Here is a 16,833-nt window from a genome sequence, read left to right on the forward strand (position 1 = left end):
TTATCTCACTGAGAAAGGTTCTCATATGTCCGTTATTATTGCACGCAGCGGCGTTGCAGCAGCAATTTTTGTTGTATCCGCCCAAGGTGCCCTGGCCGATCTGAGTGCCCAGGACGTCTGGGCTGACTGGAAGGCGTATCTGACCAGCACCGGTTACACCGTTTCCGGCACTGAAGCTGTTTCAGGCAGTACCCTGACCGTCTCCGATGTCTCGATGGTCATGCCGATCCCCGAAGAGGACGGTTCCGGCACGGTGAGCTTCCCGGAGATCCAGTTTGTGGAAAACGGCGATGGCACTGTCAATGTGCTGCTGCCTGCGGAATTTCCTTTGGGCTTCAAATTTTCAGGCGAAGGCGAGAGCTTTGCGGGCAAACTGATTTACGCCCATGACGGCGCTCCGATGAAGGTGTCGGGCGACGCCGAAAGCATGAAATATGATTACACCTCCTCCAAGGTCACCATGACTCTGGACGAGCTGACTGCAGATGGTGAGGCTGTGCCCGCGGACGTGGCGAATGTTGAGATCGTCATGAACGACGTTGCCACACAAACCGTTATGAAGATCGCTGGCGCGCGCAACTATGACCAGGCGCTGACTGCCTCCAGCCTCAGCTATGACATGGGTTTCAACGATCCGGAAAGCAACGGCACAGGCTCTTTCAAGGGCGCCCTGCAAGGTCTGAGCTTTACAGGCACCAGCACCGTGCCCGCCAACCTGGAAGGCCCCGACATGGCGGCGCTTCTGCGGGCCGGTTTTGCATTTGACGGCACCTTCTCCTTCACCGGCGGCAACGGTGCAGTATCCGGTGCGGACGGCAGCGAGAACTTCGCCATGGAGAGCAATTCCCAAGGCGGGTCGATCGCGGTGGCGATGGACAGGCAGCATATGACCTATGATGTGTCCCAGATCGGCACCAATGTGAATATCTCCGGATCCGAGATCCCCTTCCCGCTGGCGCTGAGCATGGCCGAGACCGGTTTTAAACTGATGATGCCGCTCGCTAAATCCGAGGAAGAGCAGGATTTTGCCCTCGGCATTACCCTGCGCGACTTTGCGGTTCCGGACATGCTATGGGGCATGGTCGACCCGACCGGCCAGTTGCCGCATGATCCGGCCACTGTGGTGCTGGACCTTGCCGGCAAAGGCAAAGTGCTGTTCGACCTGTTCGACCCGGAAGCCATGGAAGCCGTGGAATCGGGTGATGAGCAGCCGGGTGAGCTGAATGCACTGACCGTGAAGCAGCTGCAGGTCTCCGCAGCGGGCGCCGAGCTGACCGGCACCGGCAGCTTCACCTTCAACAACGAGGACCTCGTCAGCTTTGACGGCATGCCTGCCCCGTCGGGTGAGGCTGACCTTAAACTGACCGGCGCCAACACCCTGATCGACAAGCTGATCGGGATGGGCCTGATGTCTGATAGCGACGCCATGGGCGCGCGGATGATGATGGGCATGCTGGCCGTGCCAGGCGAGGGTGAGGACACCCTGACTTCGAAGATTGCGATCTCCGAGGACGGCCAGATCCACGCCAATGGCCAGCGCATCAAATAGCCGCCAAATTTCTGACAGCTATTGCAAAGGGGCCGCCGCGGGCGGTCCCTTTTTTGCTGCCCGCCCTTGCGGCAAGCCGCATCACTGGATAGCTCTTTAAGGGAGCAGAACAGAAGGTGCCCATGACCCAGTCCCCCGAAGCGCTTTGCCACGCCCTGATTGATGCCGCCCGCAAGGCAGGCGCGGATGCCGCCGATGCCATGGCGGCAGAGGGCAGTTCTCTCAGCATCGAAGTCCGGACCGGCAAGCTGGAGCACGCAGAGCGCTCCGAGGGCACCGATCTGGGCCTGCGTGTATTTGTGGGCAAGCGGCAGGCGCTGGTTTCTTCATCGGACATGCGCCCGGAAACCATCACGGCGATGGCCGAGCGCGCAGCTGCCATGGCCAAGGAAGCACCCGAGGACCCTTATGCAGGCCTTGCCGAACCGTCGCAGCTGGCCAAGAACTGGAATCTGGCGGCGCTGGAACTGGAAGACCCCAGTGGAGAGCCGGAACCCTCTGCCCTCCAGTCTGACGCACTGGCGGCCGAAGCCGCCTGTCAGGAAATCGACGGTATAACCCAAGTGCAATCCGCAGCGGCGGGTTATGGCCGCCACGTTGTGCATATGGCCGCGACCAATGGTTTTTCCGGCGGCTACCATCGTACCGGCCGGTCACTTTCCTGCACCGGTATCGCAGGCAGCGGCTCAGGCATGGAGCGTGACCACGACGGGGATTCCCGCACCTTTCAGGCCGATCTGCGCAGCGCCCGGGACATTGGCCGCACCGCCGGTGAACGCGCCGTTGCCCGGCTGGGCGCCCGCAAGCCCAAGACCGGCAGTTTTCCGGTGTTGTTTGACGAGCGTATATCTTCGTCTCTGATCGGCCACTTGCTGTCTGCGGCCAATGGTGCCGCGATCGCCCGCGGCTCCTCTTGGCTGAAGGATTCACTGGGTGAACAGGTTTTGCCCGACACCCTGTCCATTATTGAAGATCCGCACCGGCCGCGCATTTCCGGTTCCCGCCCCTTTGACGGAGAAGGGCTGCCCACCCGCAAGCGCACCGTGGTCGACAACGGCGTGCTGACCGGCTGGACGCTGGACCTCGCCTCGGCCCGAAAACTAGGACTGGAAAGCACCGGCAACGCCGCCCGGGGTATCGGCGGGGTGCCCTCGCCCGCGACCTGGAACCTTGCGCTGACTGAAGGAGAAGCCAGCCGCGAGGATCTCCTTGGGCAGATGGGCACTGGCCTCCTGGTGACTTCGATGATCGGATCCACCATCAATCCCAACACCGGTGATTATTCCCGCGGGGCCTCGGGTTTCTGGGTGGAAAACGGCGAGATCGCCTACCCGGTCAATGAATGCACCATCGCGGGCAACCTGCTGGATATGCTGCGCCGGATCGTTCCCGCCAATGACGCGCGCCGGCACCTCTCGACCGTAGTGCCGTCACTGCTGATCGAAGGAATGACCCTTGCCGGCAACTGACCTTTCTCTGCTTGTAAAAGCGGCGGAACAGGCCGGCGATATTGCCTGCCGTTTTTCTGGCCCCGCAGCCAAGCGCTGGGACAAGCCGGGCGGCGCTGGTCCCGTGACCGAAGCCGACCTGGAAGTCAATGCTATGCTCGAAGACCTGCTGCAGCGCGCGCGGCCCGGCTATGGCTGGCTGTCTGAGGAAAGCGAAGACAATGACGCGCGGCTGCTGCGCGAAAAGGTCTTCATCATCGACCCCATCGACGGCACCCGCAGCTTTGCCGAAGGCTCCCGCACCTGGGCGCATTCCATTGCCGTCGCTGAACACGGCGAGGTGACCGCCGCCGTGATCTACCTGCCGCAGCGGGAGCTGATGTACACAGCCGCCAAGGGACAGGGGGCGGATTGCAACGGCGGCCCGATTCATGTGTCCCGCGCCACGGATCTCTCCCGTACTGAAGTGCTTGCCGCCAAACCCAACCTGCAGGCCCATCACTGGCTTGGCGGCAGCCCGCCCGCATTTATCTGCAGCTACCGGCCCTCGCTTGCCTACCGGCTGGCCAAGGTGGCGGACGGCCGTTTCGGCGCCATGCTGACTCTGCGTCCCAGTTGGGAATGGGACATCGCGGCTGGCGATCTGCTGATACGTGAGGCCGGCGGCATCCTTACGGACCGAGCCGGCAGACCCCTGCGGTTTAACAATCCGCATCCGCATCTGAACGGTGTGATCGCCGGTAATTCGGCGCTGCAGGCTTCGCTGCTGGCGGCGCTGGACCCGATCGGCCCTGGAACCGCTGGACATCTAACCTGAGCGGCCTTAAGCGGCAGCAGCAGCGCCATCGTCACGCGCAAATTTATCACAGACAAACCCGCATGTTGCAGATACCTTGGGCCGGAAATTTCAGATCGAGCCAGATGCAACGGCGAACCACAGCTCCCAACTCCTCCTCCGTTCTGCAGCCCCGCCCCAAAGGAGAGCTGCTGTGGGTGCACGCAACCACTTCTGAACGGTATCACGCGCTGTGCGATATCGGCCGCCGCCTCAAATCCCTGCGCCCGGACTTGTCAGTGCTGGCGAGCTGGGAGCCCGGACTGCGGCTTACTGGTACAGTTGGCTGCGATATTCCGATTGGCCCGCTGCCTGAAGACACCATGGCCGAGGCCCGCGGGTTTCTGAACCATTGGCAACCCGACGCTTGCATCTGGACCGGCCCGCCGGCACGGCGGGTGCTGCTTCGGCAATTGCGCGAAAACGGCACCGGGGTGCTGCTGGCGGATCTGCTTGAGGATGAAATGCCCAACCGCGCCAGCCGCTGGCTGCCGGACCAGCGGCGGCGGCTGCTGGACGGGCTGACCTGCATCCTGACCCCCTCCAAGGCTGTACAGGCCCGGTTGATCCGGATCGGATTTCCTGCGGAGCGGGTGCAACTGGCCAGCAAGCTGCGGGTGTCGGCAGTTCCGCCCGGATGCAATGATGAGGAACTTGCCGCGATGCAGCAAACCCTGGGCAGCCGCCCGGTCTGGCTGGCCGCCCATACCAAGCTCAGCGAACTTCCCCGTATCCTGGACGCGCATCGCACCGCCTTGCGGCTGCTGCACCGCCTGCTGCTTGTGGTCGCGCTGGAAAACAGCGCAGATCTTTCAGCAGCCCGCCGCCTGCTGCAGGACAGCGGGCTGTCCTTTGCCGATTGGGAAGACGGCGGTGAACCCGAGGACCTCACCCAGGTGCTGTTGGCGGGCAGCGAGGATTTGGGCCTGTGGTACCGCCTGTCTCCAGCCGCGCTGATCGCCAGCAGCCTGGACCCTGGGGCGCAGGGCCAATCGCCATTGGACGCCGCAGCCTTAGGCTCGGCCCTGCTTCACGGGCCGGGCATCCATGCTCACCGCGACCTTTATGAAAGACTGGCCGCGGCGGGCGCTGCCCAGCCGGTGCTGTCTCAATCGGAACTGGCCGATACAGTCGTTGCGCTTTCCGCCCCGGACAAGGCCGCCGAAATGGCACTGGCCGGCTGGCAAAGCGTCACCGAAAGCGCCGCCACAGCCGACATGTTATTGGAAAAGGCCCAGACCATGCTGGACCAGCGCGAGGAGACCGATGCGGGCACCTGAATTCTGGAACAAACCGCCGGGTGATTTTGACTTCCGGTCAGCTTTGCTGGCGCCGCTTGGCTGGGTCTATGCACGCGCCACCGCTTCCCGGATAGCCAAAGGCGGCCCGGTGCGGGCTGGTGTCCCGGTGATCTGCGTTGGCAATCTGAATGCCGGCGGCACCGGCAAGACGCCCACTGTGATCTGGCTGCTGGAAACGTTGCGAAACCAAGGGCATGAACCGCATGTTGTGACCCGCGGCTATGGCGGCACGCTGGAAGGGCCAGTGCAAGTCTTCCCTGGCCGCCACAAAGCCGCGCAGACGGGGGATGAACCGCTACTTCTGGCAGCCTTTGCCGATGTATGGGTTGCCAAGGACCGTGCCGCCGGCGCACGCGCCGCAGCAGACGCAGGGGCAACCGTCATCGTACTGGATGACGGATTTCAGAACCCCGCGGTGGCCAAGGACCTGTCCCTGATCGTGGTGGACGCGCAGCAGGGCTTCGGCAATGGCCGCTGCCTGCCGGCCGGCCCGCTGCGCGAGCCGGTTGCCACTGGATTGAAGCGGGCTGACGCCGTGCTTTCGCTTGGGCCGCCGGAGGCTCAGAAAACTTTTGCGACGGGCTGGGCAAGCCATCTGCAGGGCTTGCCGCATTTCACTGGTGCGCTGCGGCCTTTGCAAACAGGGATGCCCTGGAACGGTACACGCGTTCTTGCCTTTGCCGGCATTGGCCACCCGCAGAAGTTTTTCAACACTCTGCGCGGCCTTGGTGCCGACATTGCCCGCGCCGAAGCGCTGGACGATCACCAGCCGCTTTCACCGGCGCTGATGACCCGGCTGGAGAACGAATCCAAGCTGCTGAACGCCCAGCTGGTCACAACAGAAAAAGACGCCGTCCGACTGCCGGATAGCTTCCGTTCCAAGGTCATCACCTTGCCTGTGCGGCTGCAGGTTGCTGGAGATGAAGCGTTGAAGGAACTGCTGAAGAAGGCGGCGCCTGCCCCCTGACCCTCAGCTCCAGCCGAGGCCGCCAGAAGAGCGCCTGCCCGGCATTCTCTGCCTAAAAATAAGCCCGGGCTCACCACCGAGGCTTAAAATCTTTTCCGCAGGAAACAGTTCAGCCTTCCAGTTCTGCGTCCAACAGCGCCTTAAAGTCTGCATAAGACTGGTTAGAAATCTTCTCTCCGTTCAAAATAAACGACGGCGTTGACTCGATCCCGTGCTCGGTGGCGTTTTCCTGGTACCAGGCCACCAGGGTTTGCGCTTTCTCGCCATCCTGCAGGCAAGCTTCCAACTGCTCGTTCCCGATCCCCGCCAGGCGGCCGATCTTGCGCAGCTCATCTACAATCTCGGTTGCGCCGCCGGCCCGCGCCCATTCGGACTGGCCCTTGTAGATCAGATCGGAGATACCAAAAAACTTATCCGGCCCGCTGCAGCGCGCGATCATCGAGGCCCACAGCCCGTAACGGTCGAAATAGACTTCGCGGTAAATGAACTTCACCTTGCCGGTGTCAATGTAATCGGCCTTCAGTTTCTTAAAGGTCTCGTTGTGGAAATTAGCGCAATGCGGACATGTGTAGGAGGCGTATTCGATCAGAGTGACCGGAGCGTCCTCCGCCCCCAGAGTCATTTCAGCAACGGTGGTTGTGTCGACTTCGGCTTCCTGTGCAAAGGCTGCGCCTACCAACGGGCTCTGCGGCAGATTGTTCTGAGTGTTGAACCCGGACAGGGCATAACCGCCCGCTACAACCGCAACCGCGGCAAAGACACCAGACATCAGACGGGTCATTTAAACCCCTTTCTTTGCGTTTTCTGTTTTGTCAGCACGTTCTGCCCCAGGCGTTCCAAGGCCGCGCGCAGATCATCGTTTTCCACACCGGCCGCCGCTTGGCTGGCAGCCGCTGTATCCTGCGGGTCGGGCTGTCGCGGCGCTTGGACTTTGGGGGCATATTTGAATTCCACGCGGCCGTCGGAAAATCCCGTCGGTGCCGTTTGCGTGATCCGCACCTTGGAGATGGCGTTGAAGCCATAAACCGCATTCACCCGCTCACGAAGGCGTTCTTTTTGCATTTCAAGCATTGGCGCATTGGCTCCGGTCGTCAGCACCGTCAGCGTCGCCCCAAAGGAACCGCGCCCGTAGCCAACGTTCACCGGACGCGCCATTGCAGCGATATCCGGCCCGGCGATCTCTTCCCAATGGGTCAGCAGCCGCGACACCGCAAAACCGCGGCTTTCCCCTGCCCTGCGGATCTGCTCGTTAAGGAGCTTGGAGGTTCGTGCGAACCCGCGTGTGGTACTGCGCCTGAATGCCATGATCTAGCTTTTGCTCGACTGCCTGCCCTATTGTAAAGAGCCGGAATGCAGGCGCCAGCCAAACCTCGAGCCAGGGAATAACGAATGCGTGACTTGAACAGCAATTCCGCCGCGATGAGCGGAGACCTGCTTGCGTGGTACGACGTCCATGCCCGCGGGATGCCCTGGCGGGTGGGGCCCGCGGAATGTACAGCAGGCAACCGCCCCGATCCATACAAGGTTTGGCTTAGCGAAGTGATGCTGCAGCAGACCACGGTGGCCGCAGTGCGGGACTATTTCCTCCGCTTTACCAGCCGTTGGCCGACTGTGTCCGATCTTGCCGCCGCGGCGGACGCCGAAGTCATGGCCGAATGGGCCGGCCTTGGCTACTATGCCCGCGCCCGCAACCTTCTGAAGTGCGCCCGTTTGGTCGCAGTCGGTTTCGGTGGAGCGTTCCCGGACAATTACGATGACCTGCTGAAGCTGCCTGGTATCGGCCCCTACACCGCAGCCGCCATCGCCTCGATTGCGTTTAACCGCCCAGAGACCGTTCTGGATGGCAATGTGGAGCGGGTGATGGCCCGGCTGCATGACATACACGAGCCGCTTCCAGGTGTGAAACCGGTGCTAAAAGCGCACGCGGCAGAACTGACCCCGTCCCTGCGCCCCGGTGACTACGCCCAGGCGGTGATGGATCTTGGCGCCACCATCTGCACACCCCGCAACCCTGCCTGCGGCATCTGTCCTTGGCGCGAACACTGTGCTGCGCAGAACGCGGGCACTGCGGCTGAACTGCCGAAGAAGACGCCGAAAAAACCAAAACCCACCCGAAGTGGCATCGTTTACCTGGCGAAATCTGCCGACGGCACATGGTTGCTGGAACGGCGGCCAGACAAGGGGCTGCTAGGCGGCATGCTTGGCTGGCCCGGCTCGGAGTGGAGTGACGCCCCGTGTCCGAACCCGCCTTTTGAAGCGGATTGGCAAGAGACGGAGGGGGAAGTGCGCCACACTTTTACCCATTTCCACTTGATGCTGCGGGTGATGACGGCCGAATTGCCAGCAGGTTTCAACCAGAACGCAGCACAGGAACTGATACCAAGCCGCGACTTCCGCCCCTCCAGCCTGCCAACGGTAATGCGCAAGGCCTTCGAGCTTTTTCAAGGCCGCTGAGGAACCCGGCGCCGCGCTTGGGTTTTCAGATGTTAGGTCATAGTGTCGGCGCAAACGCGCGCTGATTGAATTGGGAGACACAGGCATGATCGCCCCCGAAACCCTTGCCCGATGGCAGAGTGTCCTGCCGTTCTGGATGTCTTTTTTGCTGCTGCCGCTGGTTTGGATTGCTGCTCTTCAAGGCGGCTGGGCACTGATCCTGCCGCCGTTGGTAACCTGGCATATGTTTGCAGTGCTGGACGGGGCATTCGGGTTGAACCTGGAAAACGCCGACCCGGAAACGCCGGACAGCGAGTTGAAATGGTACAAGGCACTGACCGCTGCTTGGGTACCGCTGCAATTCGTCACGCTGTTCTGGCTGATCTGGTATGTCAGCAGCGCGGAACACCTCAGTGCCTTCGAAAAATTCGCAGCCTTCTTTGGCGTTGGCGTGGTAACAGGGGCCGTTGGCATCAATTACAGCCATGAGCTGATGCACCAGTCCAGCCGGGTTGAGCGCTGGCTGGGCGACGTTCTGCTGGCGATGGTGATGTACTCCCATTTCCGGTCCGAACACCTGCTGGTGCATCATCGCTATGTCGGCACCCCGCGCGATCCGGTGACAGCCCGCTATAATGAGGGGTTCTTCCGGTTTTACCCGCGGGTGTTGCGGCAATGCTGGCAGTCCGCGTTCCGCGCCGAACGGCAGAAGCTGGAGAAGAAGAACCGCCCCTGGACCGACCGTTCGAATCCGTTCTTCCGGTATTGGGCGCTGCAGGCAGCCATGCTGTTGCTGGCGCTGATGCTGGGCGGGCTGACCGGCGCCTTGCTGTTCTTGGTGCAGGCCGGCGTCGCAATCTGGCAGCTGGAGGTGGTCAACTATGTCGAACACTACGGACTGACCCGCAAGCATCTTGGCGATGGAAAATACGAACCCGTGCAGCCGCGCCATTCCTGGAATGCAGCGCATAAGGCATCGAACTGGCTTCTGATCAACCTGCAACGCCATTCGGATCATCATTACAAACCGAACCGCCGCTTTCCACTGCTGCAGAACTATACTGAAGCTGACGCGCCGCAGCTGCCTTATGGCTACCCGGTGATGACTGTCGCTGCGATGATCCCGCCCTTGTGGCGCCGGGTGATGAACCCGCGGGTGCGGCGCTGGCGGCAGACGTATTACCCCGAGATCACTGATTGGCACGCCTACAACAAAGCGCAGAATCCGGTGCCCCGATAACCTTAAGTCCAGGCCAGAACCGTCATCGGCTGATCTAGTCCGCGCACCTCCTGATCCGGGTGCCGGACGTTGCCGTCCAGCAGATCCAGGCCTGCCTGCTCCGTCCTCACTTGCGCGGCCAGCGCTTCGCTGATCACAATCCCGGCCTGCAGCTTGCGGGTCAGGTTTTCCAGACGGGCGGCGATGTTCACCGTCATACCCAGCACCGCAAACTCCAGCCGGTTGGAACCAATGTCGCCCAGCAGCGCTTCGCCACAGTGAACGCCGATCCCGGCGCGGATCTCCAGTTTGCCCTGGCGGGCGCGTTCCCCGTTCCATGCCATCAGCGAGTCGCGCATCGAATGGGCACAGGCCAGTGCATTGGTGGCATCTTGCCGGCCAGCAACCGGCGTTCCAAAAGTCGCCATCAGCCCGTCGCCCAGGTATTTGTCCAGCGTGCCGTGATGACGGAACACCTCCCGCTCCATCCGGACGTGAAATTCCCGCAGGAGGTCAATCACCAATCGCGGGTTCATCCCTGAAGACAGCCTGGTAAAGCCAACAATATCGGTGAACAGCACCGCCACATTCTCGCTGCGTACCTGCTTCAGCAGGCTCGTCGTTCTGTGACAGCTGGTCCACCACATTAGGCGAGAAATAGCGCGACAGATTGGCCCGTTCCCGCTCCAGGCTGGCGTTGCTCCTCAGCAGCGCGTTGAACCGGCGCACCGAAAAGCCCAGCGTCACCGCCACCAGCACGAAGACCACGGCCTCTTGCACCCGCAACTGAATCACAAAATTATTGGGGTCAAAAAATTCCGCCAGCTCTGGATCCAAGTCAAGCACTTCGGCCACAGCTTCCGAAAGGCCGGAAACCGGGGCGGAAAACCACCAAGCGAGCGCCAGCGCACTGAGCCACATTGCAGCCATCCAATTGCCGATCGCAATCACTGTGCGCCAAGAATAAGCCATCGTGCCTGCGGCCAGGATGATAAAGAAATATTGAAAGTTATCGAATCGGTACAGCATCGCCACCGGCATTTCGCGGGCGTCAAATGGGTTGGGCACGACCAGCGCAAAGGTCATGATCGCAAGGTCAAGAAAGATAAGGAATAGTTCCAGGCGTGACCGGCCGACTTTGCCAGTGCGGCTAATGAACCAGCCATTGAGGCACAACAGCGCCAGAAGGCCGTGATAGTAGAGAACGCTCCAATGCGGGTTCAGGAAGACGATGAAAACCGCGATCAGGGGCAATGCAATCCACCGGGCCCTTACCGCCAGCTGCAGCCCCCGCCGTTTGTGCGCATCCAGCGCAGCCTCTGCAAATCTGTATTCCGTTTCAGAAATCTGCGGCCTTTGCTTGCTGCCGCCTGGGGCGCATGTCGCCCGGGTACTAACGCGGTATCGGTCATGGTTTTCCCTTTCCGCTGGATGCCGCGGCTAACGAACTCCAGATTAGTGCTGCGCCTCTAGCAGGGATTAGCGCATCAGGCCGCAATAGCAAAAAACCCCGCCTGTTTCAGGCGGGGCAAGGTGTGCACCCGTGCAACATACACAGGCACCTGCAATAGGTTTCACGTTCAGAAAAGCCCTGAGACTCAGTTTTGCATCTCAGCCCGGATCTGTTGGCGCAGCACGTCGATCGGCACTGTCTTGCCCTCGCGCTTGAAGCACCAGTAAGTCCAGCCGTTGCAGGACGGCGCGTTTTCCAGATGCGCGCCCACCTGATGGATCGAACCTTTAATGTTGTCGCCAATCAAAGTGCCATCGGCACGCACCTTGGCCTTGTGGCGGCGGTTCATCGAATACAGCTCCTCGCCCGGTCGCAGCATGCCGCGCTCAACCAGCTGGCCGAAGGGAACCCGCGGTGCCGCGCGTTTGCTGGCGGACACTTCCAGTGCCTCGCGGTCGAACTTACGGACGGCCTTGATGCGCTTCTCCGCCACCTTACGGTAGGCTTCCTCGCGCTCGATGCCGATGAATTCGCGTCCTAGCATCTTGGCAACAGCACCAGTGGTTCCGGTCCCGAAAAACGGATCCAGCACCACATCACCCGGATTGGTCGAGCCGACCAGGATCCGGTGCAGCAGCGATTCCGGCTTTTGGGTCGGATGCGCCTTGTCGCCGTTTTCGTCCTTCAGCCGCTCATGCCCGGTGCAAATCGGCAGCACCCAGTCGCTGCGCATCTGAATACCTTCGTTCAGCGCTTTCAGGGCTTCATAGTTGAAGGTGTATTTTGCACCTTCCGACTTGGAGGCCCAGATCATCGTTTCATGGGCATTGGTGAACCGCTTGCCACGGAAGTTCGGCATCGGGTTCGATTTGCGCCAAACCACATCGTTCAGCACCCAATAGCCTGCGTCCTGCAGCGCAGATCCGACACGGAAGATATTGTGGTAAGAGCCGATCACCCAGATCGAACCGTTCGGCTTCAGCACCCGGCGCGCCGCCTTCAGCCACTCGCGGGTGAACTGGTCGTAGACCGCAAAACTGGAAAACTGGTCCCAGTGATCATCCACGGCATCGACTTTGGAATTGTCGGGGCGGTGCAGCTGGCCTTTCAGCTGCAGGTTATACGGCGGATCCGCAAAGATCAGATCGACCGAATTGGCTGGAAGACTGTTCATCGCCTCGATGCAGTCCCCGCCCATAATCGTGTTTAAAGGGAGCGCTGCCGCGCCCTTTGTCATGGTTTTATTCATTGCTCTGCCTCATAACCGCGGCGCATTTTTGCGCTCATTAGGTTGTCCACAGGATGAGTCATCGCGGATTCGAGGTCAATTTGTTTATTAGAACAACACCCTACGGTTCACTCTTGATACAAGATGTTGTGTACGGGTTTGAAGGACCGCCGATGATGTGGGGTCACGCCTAGATCAACTAGCGCCTCGCGGTGCTGTTTCGAGGGGTAGCCTGCATTTTTCTCCCAGCCATATCCCGGAAACTGTTGCGCCAAATCCACCATGACCCTGTCACGCACTTGTTTGGCGATGATCGACGCCGCCGCAATGGAGACTGATTTGGCATCTCCCTTGACCACTGCCTCTGCAGGCAGGCTCAATCCTTTTGGGATCAGGTTGCCATCAATCAGCAGATAATCAGGCGCCGGATCAAGTGCGGCCACCGCGCGTTCCATCGCCAGATGCGAGGCACGTAAAATGTTCAGGGTATCAATCTCTTCGACCGATGCATGCGCGACGGACACCTGACCAGCGGTCAGAATTTTTCCTTCCAGCTCTTCGCGTTTTCGCAAACTGAGTTTTTTGGAATCGTTGAGCCCCTCTGGAATGGCTGAGATGTCCAGCACCACCGCTGCGGCGGTGACCGGCCCGGCCAGCGGGCCGCGTCCCACCTCGTCCACTCCGGCTATTCTCAGGAATCCTTGGGCAAGGGCGGCATCTTCCAGGCTGTAGTCAGGTTTTGTCATGCCAATGAGAAAGCCAATTCAGGGCCGAATTTCAACCCGCCAAAAAAAGGGGGCCAAAGCCCCCAAGTTGCTGCTGCCCGAAAGCGGAGTGTCGTTAGCGGTTGACCATCCGGTAGCCATGCTGGTTCAGACAGCGGGGTTTGTAACCCGTGTGGTTGCGGTTGCCGTTCCAGAAGGTCACCTTGCAGGCCCGCGGCAGATTCTGTGTGTACCCGTAATTACGGTCGAGACAGCCTTTGCCGGCCAGCGGATAGTTACGGCTGTAGCGCGGGAAGTACCGGACACACTGCGCTGGCAAGTCATAGCGGTGCAGCCGCGGCGGCAGCGGCTTCACATGCCCGCCATAACGTTTGTGCGAATTGTGCCTGTGATCGCCATGCCCATGGCCGCGCGGCGGATTGTAGGTCCGGGTTACTGTGTGGTCGTCGTCTTTCCTCGCATCATTGATTGCAGCGCCAAGGATCCCAAGCAGGGCCATGCCTGCAATGAACTTGGCGACATCCTCGTCTGCGCGGGCAGGCGCTGCCGAGAAACCGGTAATGGCGATTGAGGCTGCCACAATAAGTGCGATGAATTTGCGGTGCGGCTGGGAACCTTGTGTCTGGGCCATTGCGGGACCTTTCTATTGATTGCCGGATGCGCAGCCTGTGCGCTTGGATGTCTCCAACCTGTCCCCAGCCCCTTCAGACAGGCAATATCGGCCGCTTGTTATCGGATATCAGCGGTCTCAACTCCCTGCGGTTATTGAATTTCAAGGTCCGCCGCCGCAGGATGCCCGTATGAAACAGAACCTCCTGATCCCCGCACTTGCAGCTGCCCTTCTGGCGCTGTCCACGCCAGCCCAAGCGGCTGATTGCTATGCCGATTACAAGGCCAAGCAGGACAACCCGCTGCGCCTGCACTACGGTGTGATCCAGCTCTCCGGCCCCTGCAAGAAACAGGCCGCGCGGGGCGAGATCCAGGCCCGTATTGCGCCCGGCGGCTGGAAGCTTTTAAATGTCCTGTCCGTATTCGGCCCCGAAGGCCTGCAGCAAAGGAAGGCCAATGCCGGATCCTATTATCTCCGTTTCTGAGGCCCGCGCGGCTGGCAGCAGGGTAATCGCACTCGGCATAGCCGCCATTGTTGCGCTTCTGGTGATTGCCGGCACTGTTCTCTTGCTGACGCTGCCTGATGCCAATGCCTTTAATGCGCGGGTTGAGCAGCTGTTTGTCGAAAATGACCTGACAGCCCAAGCCGAGATCAAACTGCTGGAAATCCTGGCCCAGTCCGGCACCGCCTTTGCCGACACGCTGACCAGTTACCGGATGGTTATCTTTGTCTTGCTGCTGTTCGCCACTGCGATGATGGTGGCTGCACTGACGGTGCTTGGCATGCTGGTGATGCTCAACCGCCGCATGGCGCAGATCGAACGCTCCGGCATACAGGTGAACGAACTTCTGATCAGCCGCGATGAAAACACTGTCTACCTGAACAACATGGGGTTCAAACTGACGCCGGCCGCGATGGAAACTTTGGCGGTTCTGGCAGAGGCCCGGCTCGACGATGACGTTCTGTCAGGCGCCGAGATCGAAGCGGTGATTTCGGGCCGCACCTCCGAAGATTGCGAGGAAGCCGCCGGCGCCACCCGGATCAAACGCCTGCGGGACACTCTCGGCAATCAGATGGTGAGCGAACTGCTGGTCAAGAACATTGCTAAGCGCGGCTATGTTCTGGCCATCAGCAGAGACGTGATCCGTATGGTCTGAACAGTTTGGCTCCGCTGTGCTCAACATCATGTGTTCGACTCTGGAATTCCTGTCCCAGAACCCCAGATAGTCCAGGACCGGCCCACGCCGGCCGGTCCTGATTTTCAGCACGTCTCCGGAGCAAATGACAAGGACCTCAGGGATGGATGCACAGGTACACGCACCGCAGCGAGGCTACGGCATTGTTATCGAGCCGCTTCAAGGCTTGGTCACGGCCCGGCGCAATGGCATCCTTTTGGCGCAAAGCTCCCGCGCCAAGGTGATGTATGAAACCCGGCTCCCCCCGGCGATTTATTTTCCCTTGGAAGATGTGGCAACTCCGCTATCGCCCAACACCCCCTTGCAGACCTTCTGCCCCTTCAAGGGCACGGCCAGCTACCGCGACTTATTGTTGACAGGCGGAGGTGTAGAGAACGGTGTCTGGTCTTATGAGGAGGCGATGCCGGAGGCCGCGGCCATCTCGGACTATATCGGATTTATGCCTGGCGCCAAAGCCGAATTCGACCTGGGCAGCAACAGCATCGAGATGCCGGACTACGGCAATATATCCGGCCCGGTGATCGATTGGCTGCTGCGGGACGCCGCCCTGATTCCGACCCCCGATGACCTTACAGCCGCTCTCGCAGAAAAATTCGTGGAGCAAGGCATCTGCTTGTCCCGCCTATCCGTCATGGCATGGTCGCTGCACCCGATGATCGCAGGCAAGAACTACATTTGGCAGAAGAGAACCGGCAAGGTCACCACCTACGCGCCATCTTACGAAATCCACGACCACCCAGCCTATCAGAACAGCCCGTTACGCCACGTTTCCAATGGCTTGGGCGGTGTGCGTCACCGGCTCGGCTGCTGCCGGTCCACGGATGCATTCCCGATTCTTGAGGACCTGCGCAAAGAAGGCGCCACTGATTATGTCGCCATGCCGCTGCGGTTTTCCGACGGGCGCATGAATGTACTAACCCTCACCAGCGACCACCCGAACGGTTTCTCCACCGCCAATCTCGGGCTGATCTTCGAATGCTCGGATGTGATCGCCCGTTACTATGAAATCTACATGCAGCGCGAAAACGCACAGTCGCTGCTGGAAACCTATGTCGGCAAGCGTACCGGTGCCCGGGTGCTGGGCGGCGAAATCCGGCGCGGCGACGGAGATGAAATCGACGCCGCCATTATGTTCTGCGATCTGCGCGGCTCGACCCGGCTGGAAGAGCAGCTGGGCCGCCAGGATTATATCGCGCTCCTGAATCAGTTCTTCGAAACCGCCTCGACCATCGTGCATGATCATGGCGGCGAGGTGCTGAAATTCATCGGCGACGCTGTGCTGGCGGTTTTCCCGGCCGGCAGCGATCCTGAAAAGGCCCGCACCCAGGCCCTTAACAGCGCCCGCACCATCGTGGCCCGGCTAGAAGAAATCGCCACCGAGGAGAACGGCCACCGCTGCGAAGCCGCCATCGGCATCGCCTATGGGCGCGTGACCTACGGCAATGTCGGCTCCCGCGAACGGCTGGATTTCACGGTGATCGGCCAGGCTGCCAATATCGCCGCCCGGCTGGGCGACTACGGCAAGACAGTCAATTACCCGGTCGTCGTCAGCCGTGACATCCTGAGCGATCCGTCACAAGGCGTTTCGCTGGGGGCGGTCACCCTGCACAACGTGTCCCAGCCGGTGACCTGTTTTGCTATCCCGGCCAAAACCGAACCGCAAGCTGCAGCCGAATAACCTTGCCCCACGGGTTCATCCCCGGATCGAGGGCAGCGCCAGCCGCCGCGCTTTGCGGGGTTTATCCTAGAGGCGGGAATGCACATTCTCGATGCACACGGGCTTTCAGGGAAACCCTGCCCCTGAATGCCTTCACAGCACTGCCCGCAGGGCAGTGCCATGCCCAAGGCTGTTTCGCCTGCATCTGTGAT

17 protein-coding genes are annotated in these 16,833 nt (G+C 60.7%); 10 read left to right on the forward strand and 7 right to left on the reverse strand.

Annotated features, from left to right (window positions below):
* Positions 1 to 25: 25 nt before the first annotated feature.
* The 5 genes from METH_RS18440 to lpxK all read left to right on the forward strand — a co-directional run bounded on the left by METH_RS18440 (position 26) and on the right by lpxK (position 6,100).
* On the forward strand, positions 26 to 1,549 hold the full coding sequence (locus METH_RS18440) for a DUF2125 domain-containing protein (RefSeq protein WP_024091993.1): 1,524 nt from the start codon (positions 26 to 28) through the stop codon (positions 1,547 to 1,549).
* Between the two features lie 122 nt (positions 1,550 to 1,671).
* The gene (locus METH_RS18445; protein WP_024091994.1) at positions 1,672 to 3,018 is read left to right on the forward strand and encodes a TldD/PmbA family protein; all 1,347 of its coding nucleotides are present in this window, start codon (positions 1,672 to 1,674) and stop codon (positions 3,016 to 3,018) included.
* Positions 3,005 to 3,814 (forward strand): inositol monophosphatase family protein, encoded by an 810-nt coding sequence (locus METH_RS18450; RefSeq protein WP_024091995.1) that lies wholly within the window; start codon positions 3,005 to 3,007, stop codon positions 3,812 to 3,814. The genes METH_RS18445 and METH_RS18450 overlap by 14 nt, the downstream gene beginning before the upstream one ends.
* A gap of 104 nt (positions 3,815 to 3,918) precedes the next feature.
* The gene (locus METH_RS18455; RefSeq protein ID WP_024091996.1) at positions 3,919 to 5,112 is read left to right on the forward strand and encodes a 3-deoxy-D-manno-octulosonic acid transferase; all 1,194 of its coding nucleotides are present in this window, start codon (positions 3,919 to 3,921) and stop codon (positions 5,110 to 5,112) included.
* Positions 5,099 to 6,100, forward strand: coding sequence for a tetraacyldisaccharide 4'-kinase (gene lpxK / locus METH_RS18460; RefSeq protein WP_024091997.1), 1,002 nt, complete (start codon positions 5,099 to 5,101; stop codon positions 6,098 to 6,100). The genes METH_RS18455 and lpxK overlap by 14 nt, the downstream gene beginning before the upstream one ends.
* A 109-nt stretch (positions 6,101 to 6,209) precedes the next feature.
* Here the strand turns inward: lpxK and METH_RS18465 are convergent, their stop codons facing one another.
* Both METH_RS18465 and METH_RS18470 read right to left on the reverse strand, forming a co-directional pair.
* Positions 6,210 to 6,881 (reverse strand): DsbA family protein, encoded by a 672-nt coding sequence (locus tag METH_RS18465; RefSeq protein WP_024091998.1) that lies wholly within the window; start codon positions 6,879 to 6,881, stop codon positions 6,210 to 6,212.
* On the reverse strand, positions 6,878 to 7,405 hold the full coding sequence (locus METH_RS18470) for a DUF721 domain-containing protein (protein WP_024091999.1): 528 nt from the start codon (positions 7,403 to 7,405) through the stop codon (positions 6,878 to 6,880). Before METH_RS18470 ends, METH_RS18465 begins: the two co-directional genes overlap by 4 nt.
* Positions 7,406 to 7,489: 84 nt before the next feature.
* On the opposite strand from METH_RS18470, the gene mutY reads away from it, so the two are divergent.
* Both mutY and METH_RS18480 read left to right on the forward strand, forming a co-directional pair.
* Positions 7,490 to 8,554: an A/G-specific adenine glycosylase gene (mutY, locus tag METH_RS18475; RefSeq protein ID WP_024092000.1), complete on the forward strand. Its 1,065-nt coding sequence runs from the start codon at positions 7,490 to 7,492 to the stop codon at positions 8,552 to 8,554.
* A gap of 85 nt (positions 8,555 to 8,639) precedes the next feature.
* Entirely contained in the window at positions 8,640 to 9,773 is a 1,134-nt protein-coding gene (locus tag METH_RS18480) for an alkane 1-monooxygenase (protein WP_024092001.1), read from the forward strand.
* Positions 9,774 to 9,775: 2 nt separating this feature from the next.
* On the opposite strand, the gene METH_RS25465 is transcribed toward METH_RS18480, so the two are convergent.
* From METH_RS25465 to METH_RS18500, 5 genes are all read right to left on the reverse strand, one after another.
* Positions 9,776 to 10,339, reverse strand: coding sequence for an adenylate/guanylate cyclase domain-containing protein (locus METH_RS25465; protein WP_425412311.1), 564 nt, complete (start codon positions 10,337 to 10,339; stop codon positions 9,776 to 9,778).
* On the reverse strand, positions 10,266 to 11,006 hold the full coding sequence (locus METH_RS25470) for a hypothetical protein (protein WP_425412312.1): 741 nt from the start codon (positions 11,004 to 11,006) through the stop codon (positions 10,266 to 10,268). Before METH_RS25470 ends, METH_RS25465 begins: the two co-directional genes overlap by 74 nt.
* Positions 11,007 to 11,350: 344 nt before the next feature.
* Positions 11,351 to 12,454 (reverse strand): site-specific DNA-methyltransferase, encoded by a 1,104-nt coding sequence (locus METH_RS18490; RefSeq protein WP_024092002.1) that lies wholly within the window; start codon positions 12,452 to 12,454, stop codon positions 11,351 to 11,353.
* A 107-nt stretch (positions 12,455 to 12,561) separates the two neighbouring features.
* A complete protein-coding gene (locus tag METH_RS18495; RefSeq protein ID WP_024092003.1) occupies positions 12,562 to 13,179 on the reverse strand; it encodes a ribonuclease HII in 618 nt (205 codons plus the stop codon).
* A 94-nt stretch (positions 13,180 to 13,273) separates the two neighbouring features.
* Positions 13,274 to 13,789: a hypothetical protein gene (locus tag METH_RS18500; RefSeq protein ID WP_024092004.1), complete on the reverse strand. Its 516-nt coding sequence runs from the start codon at positions 13,787 to 13,789 to the stop codon at positions 13,274 to 13,276.
* 169 nt (positions 13,790 to 13,958) lie between these two features.
* On the opposite strand from METH_RS18500, the gene METH_RS18505 reads away from it, so the two are divergent.
* From METH_RS18505 to METH_RS18515, 3 genes are all read left to right on the forward strand, one after another.
* On the forward strand, positions 13,959 to 14,252 hold the full coding sequence (locus tag METH_RS18505; protein ID WP_024092005.1) for a hypothetical protein: 294 nt from the start codon (positions 13,959 to 13,961) through the stop codon (positions 14,250 to 14,252).
* The gene (locus METH_RS18510; protein WP_024092006.1) at positions 14,224 to 14,925 is read left to right on the forward strand and encodes a winged helix-turn-helix domain-containing protein; all 702 of its coding nucleotides are present in this window, start codon (positions 14,224 to 14,226) and stop codon (positions 14,923 to 14,925) included. The genes METH_RS18505 and METH_RS18510 overlap by 29 nt, the downstream gene beginning before the upstream one ends.
* A gap of 142 nt (positions 14,926 to 15,067) precedes the next feature.
* Positions 15,068 to 16,642 (forward strand): DUF427 domain-containing protein, encoded by a 1,575-nt coding sequence (locus METH_RS18515; RefSeq protein ID WP_024092007.1) that lies wholly within the window; start codon positions 15,068 to 15,070, stop codon positions 16,640 to 16,642.
* Positions 16,643 to 16,833: the final 191 nt, after the last annotated feature.

Source organism: Leisingera methylohalidivorans DSM 14336, assembly GCF_000511355.1.
In the GTDB taxonomy this organism is placed as follows: Bacteria; Pseudomonadota; Alphaproteobacteria; order Rhodobacterales; family Rhodobacteraceae; genus Leisingera; species Leisingera methylohalidivorans.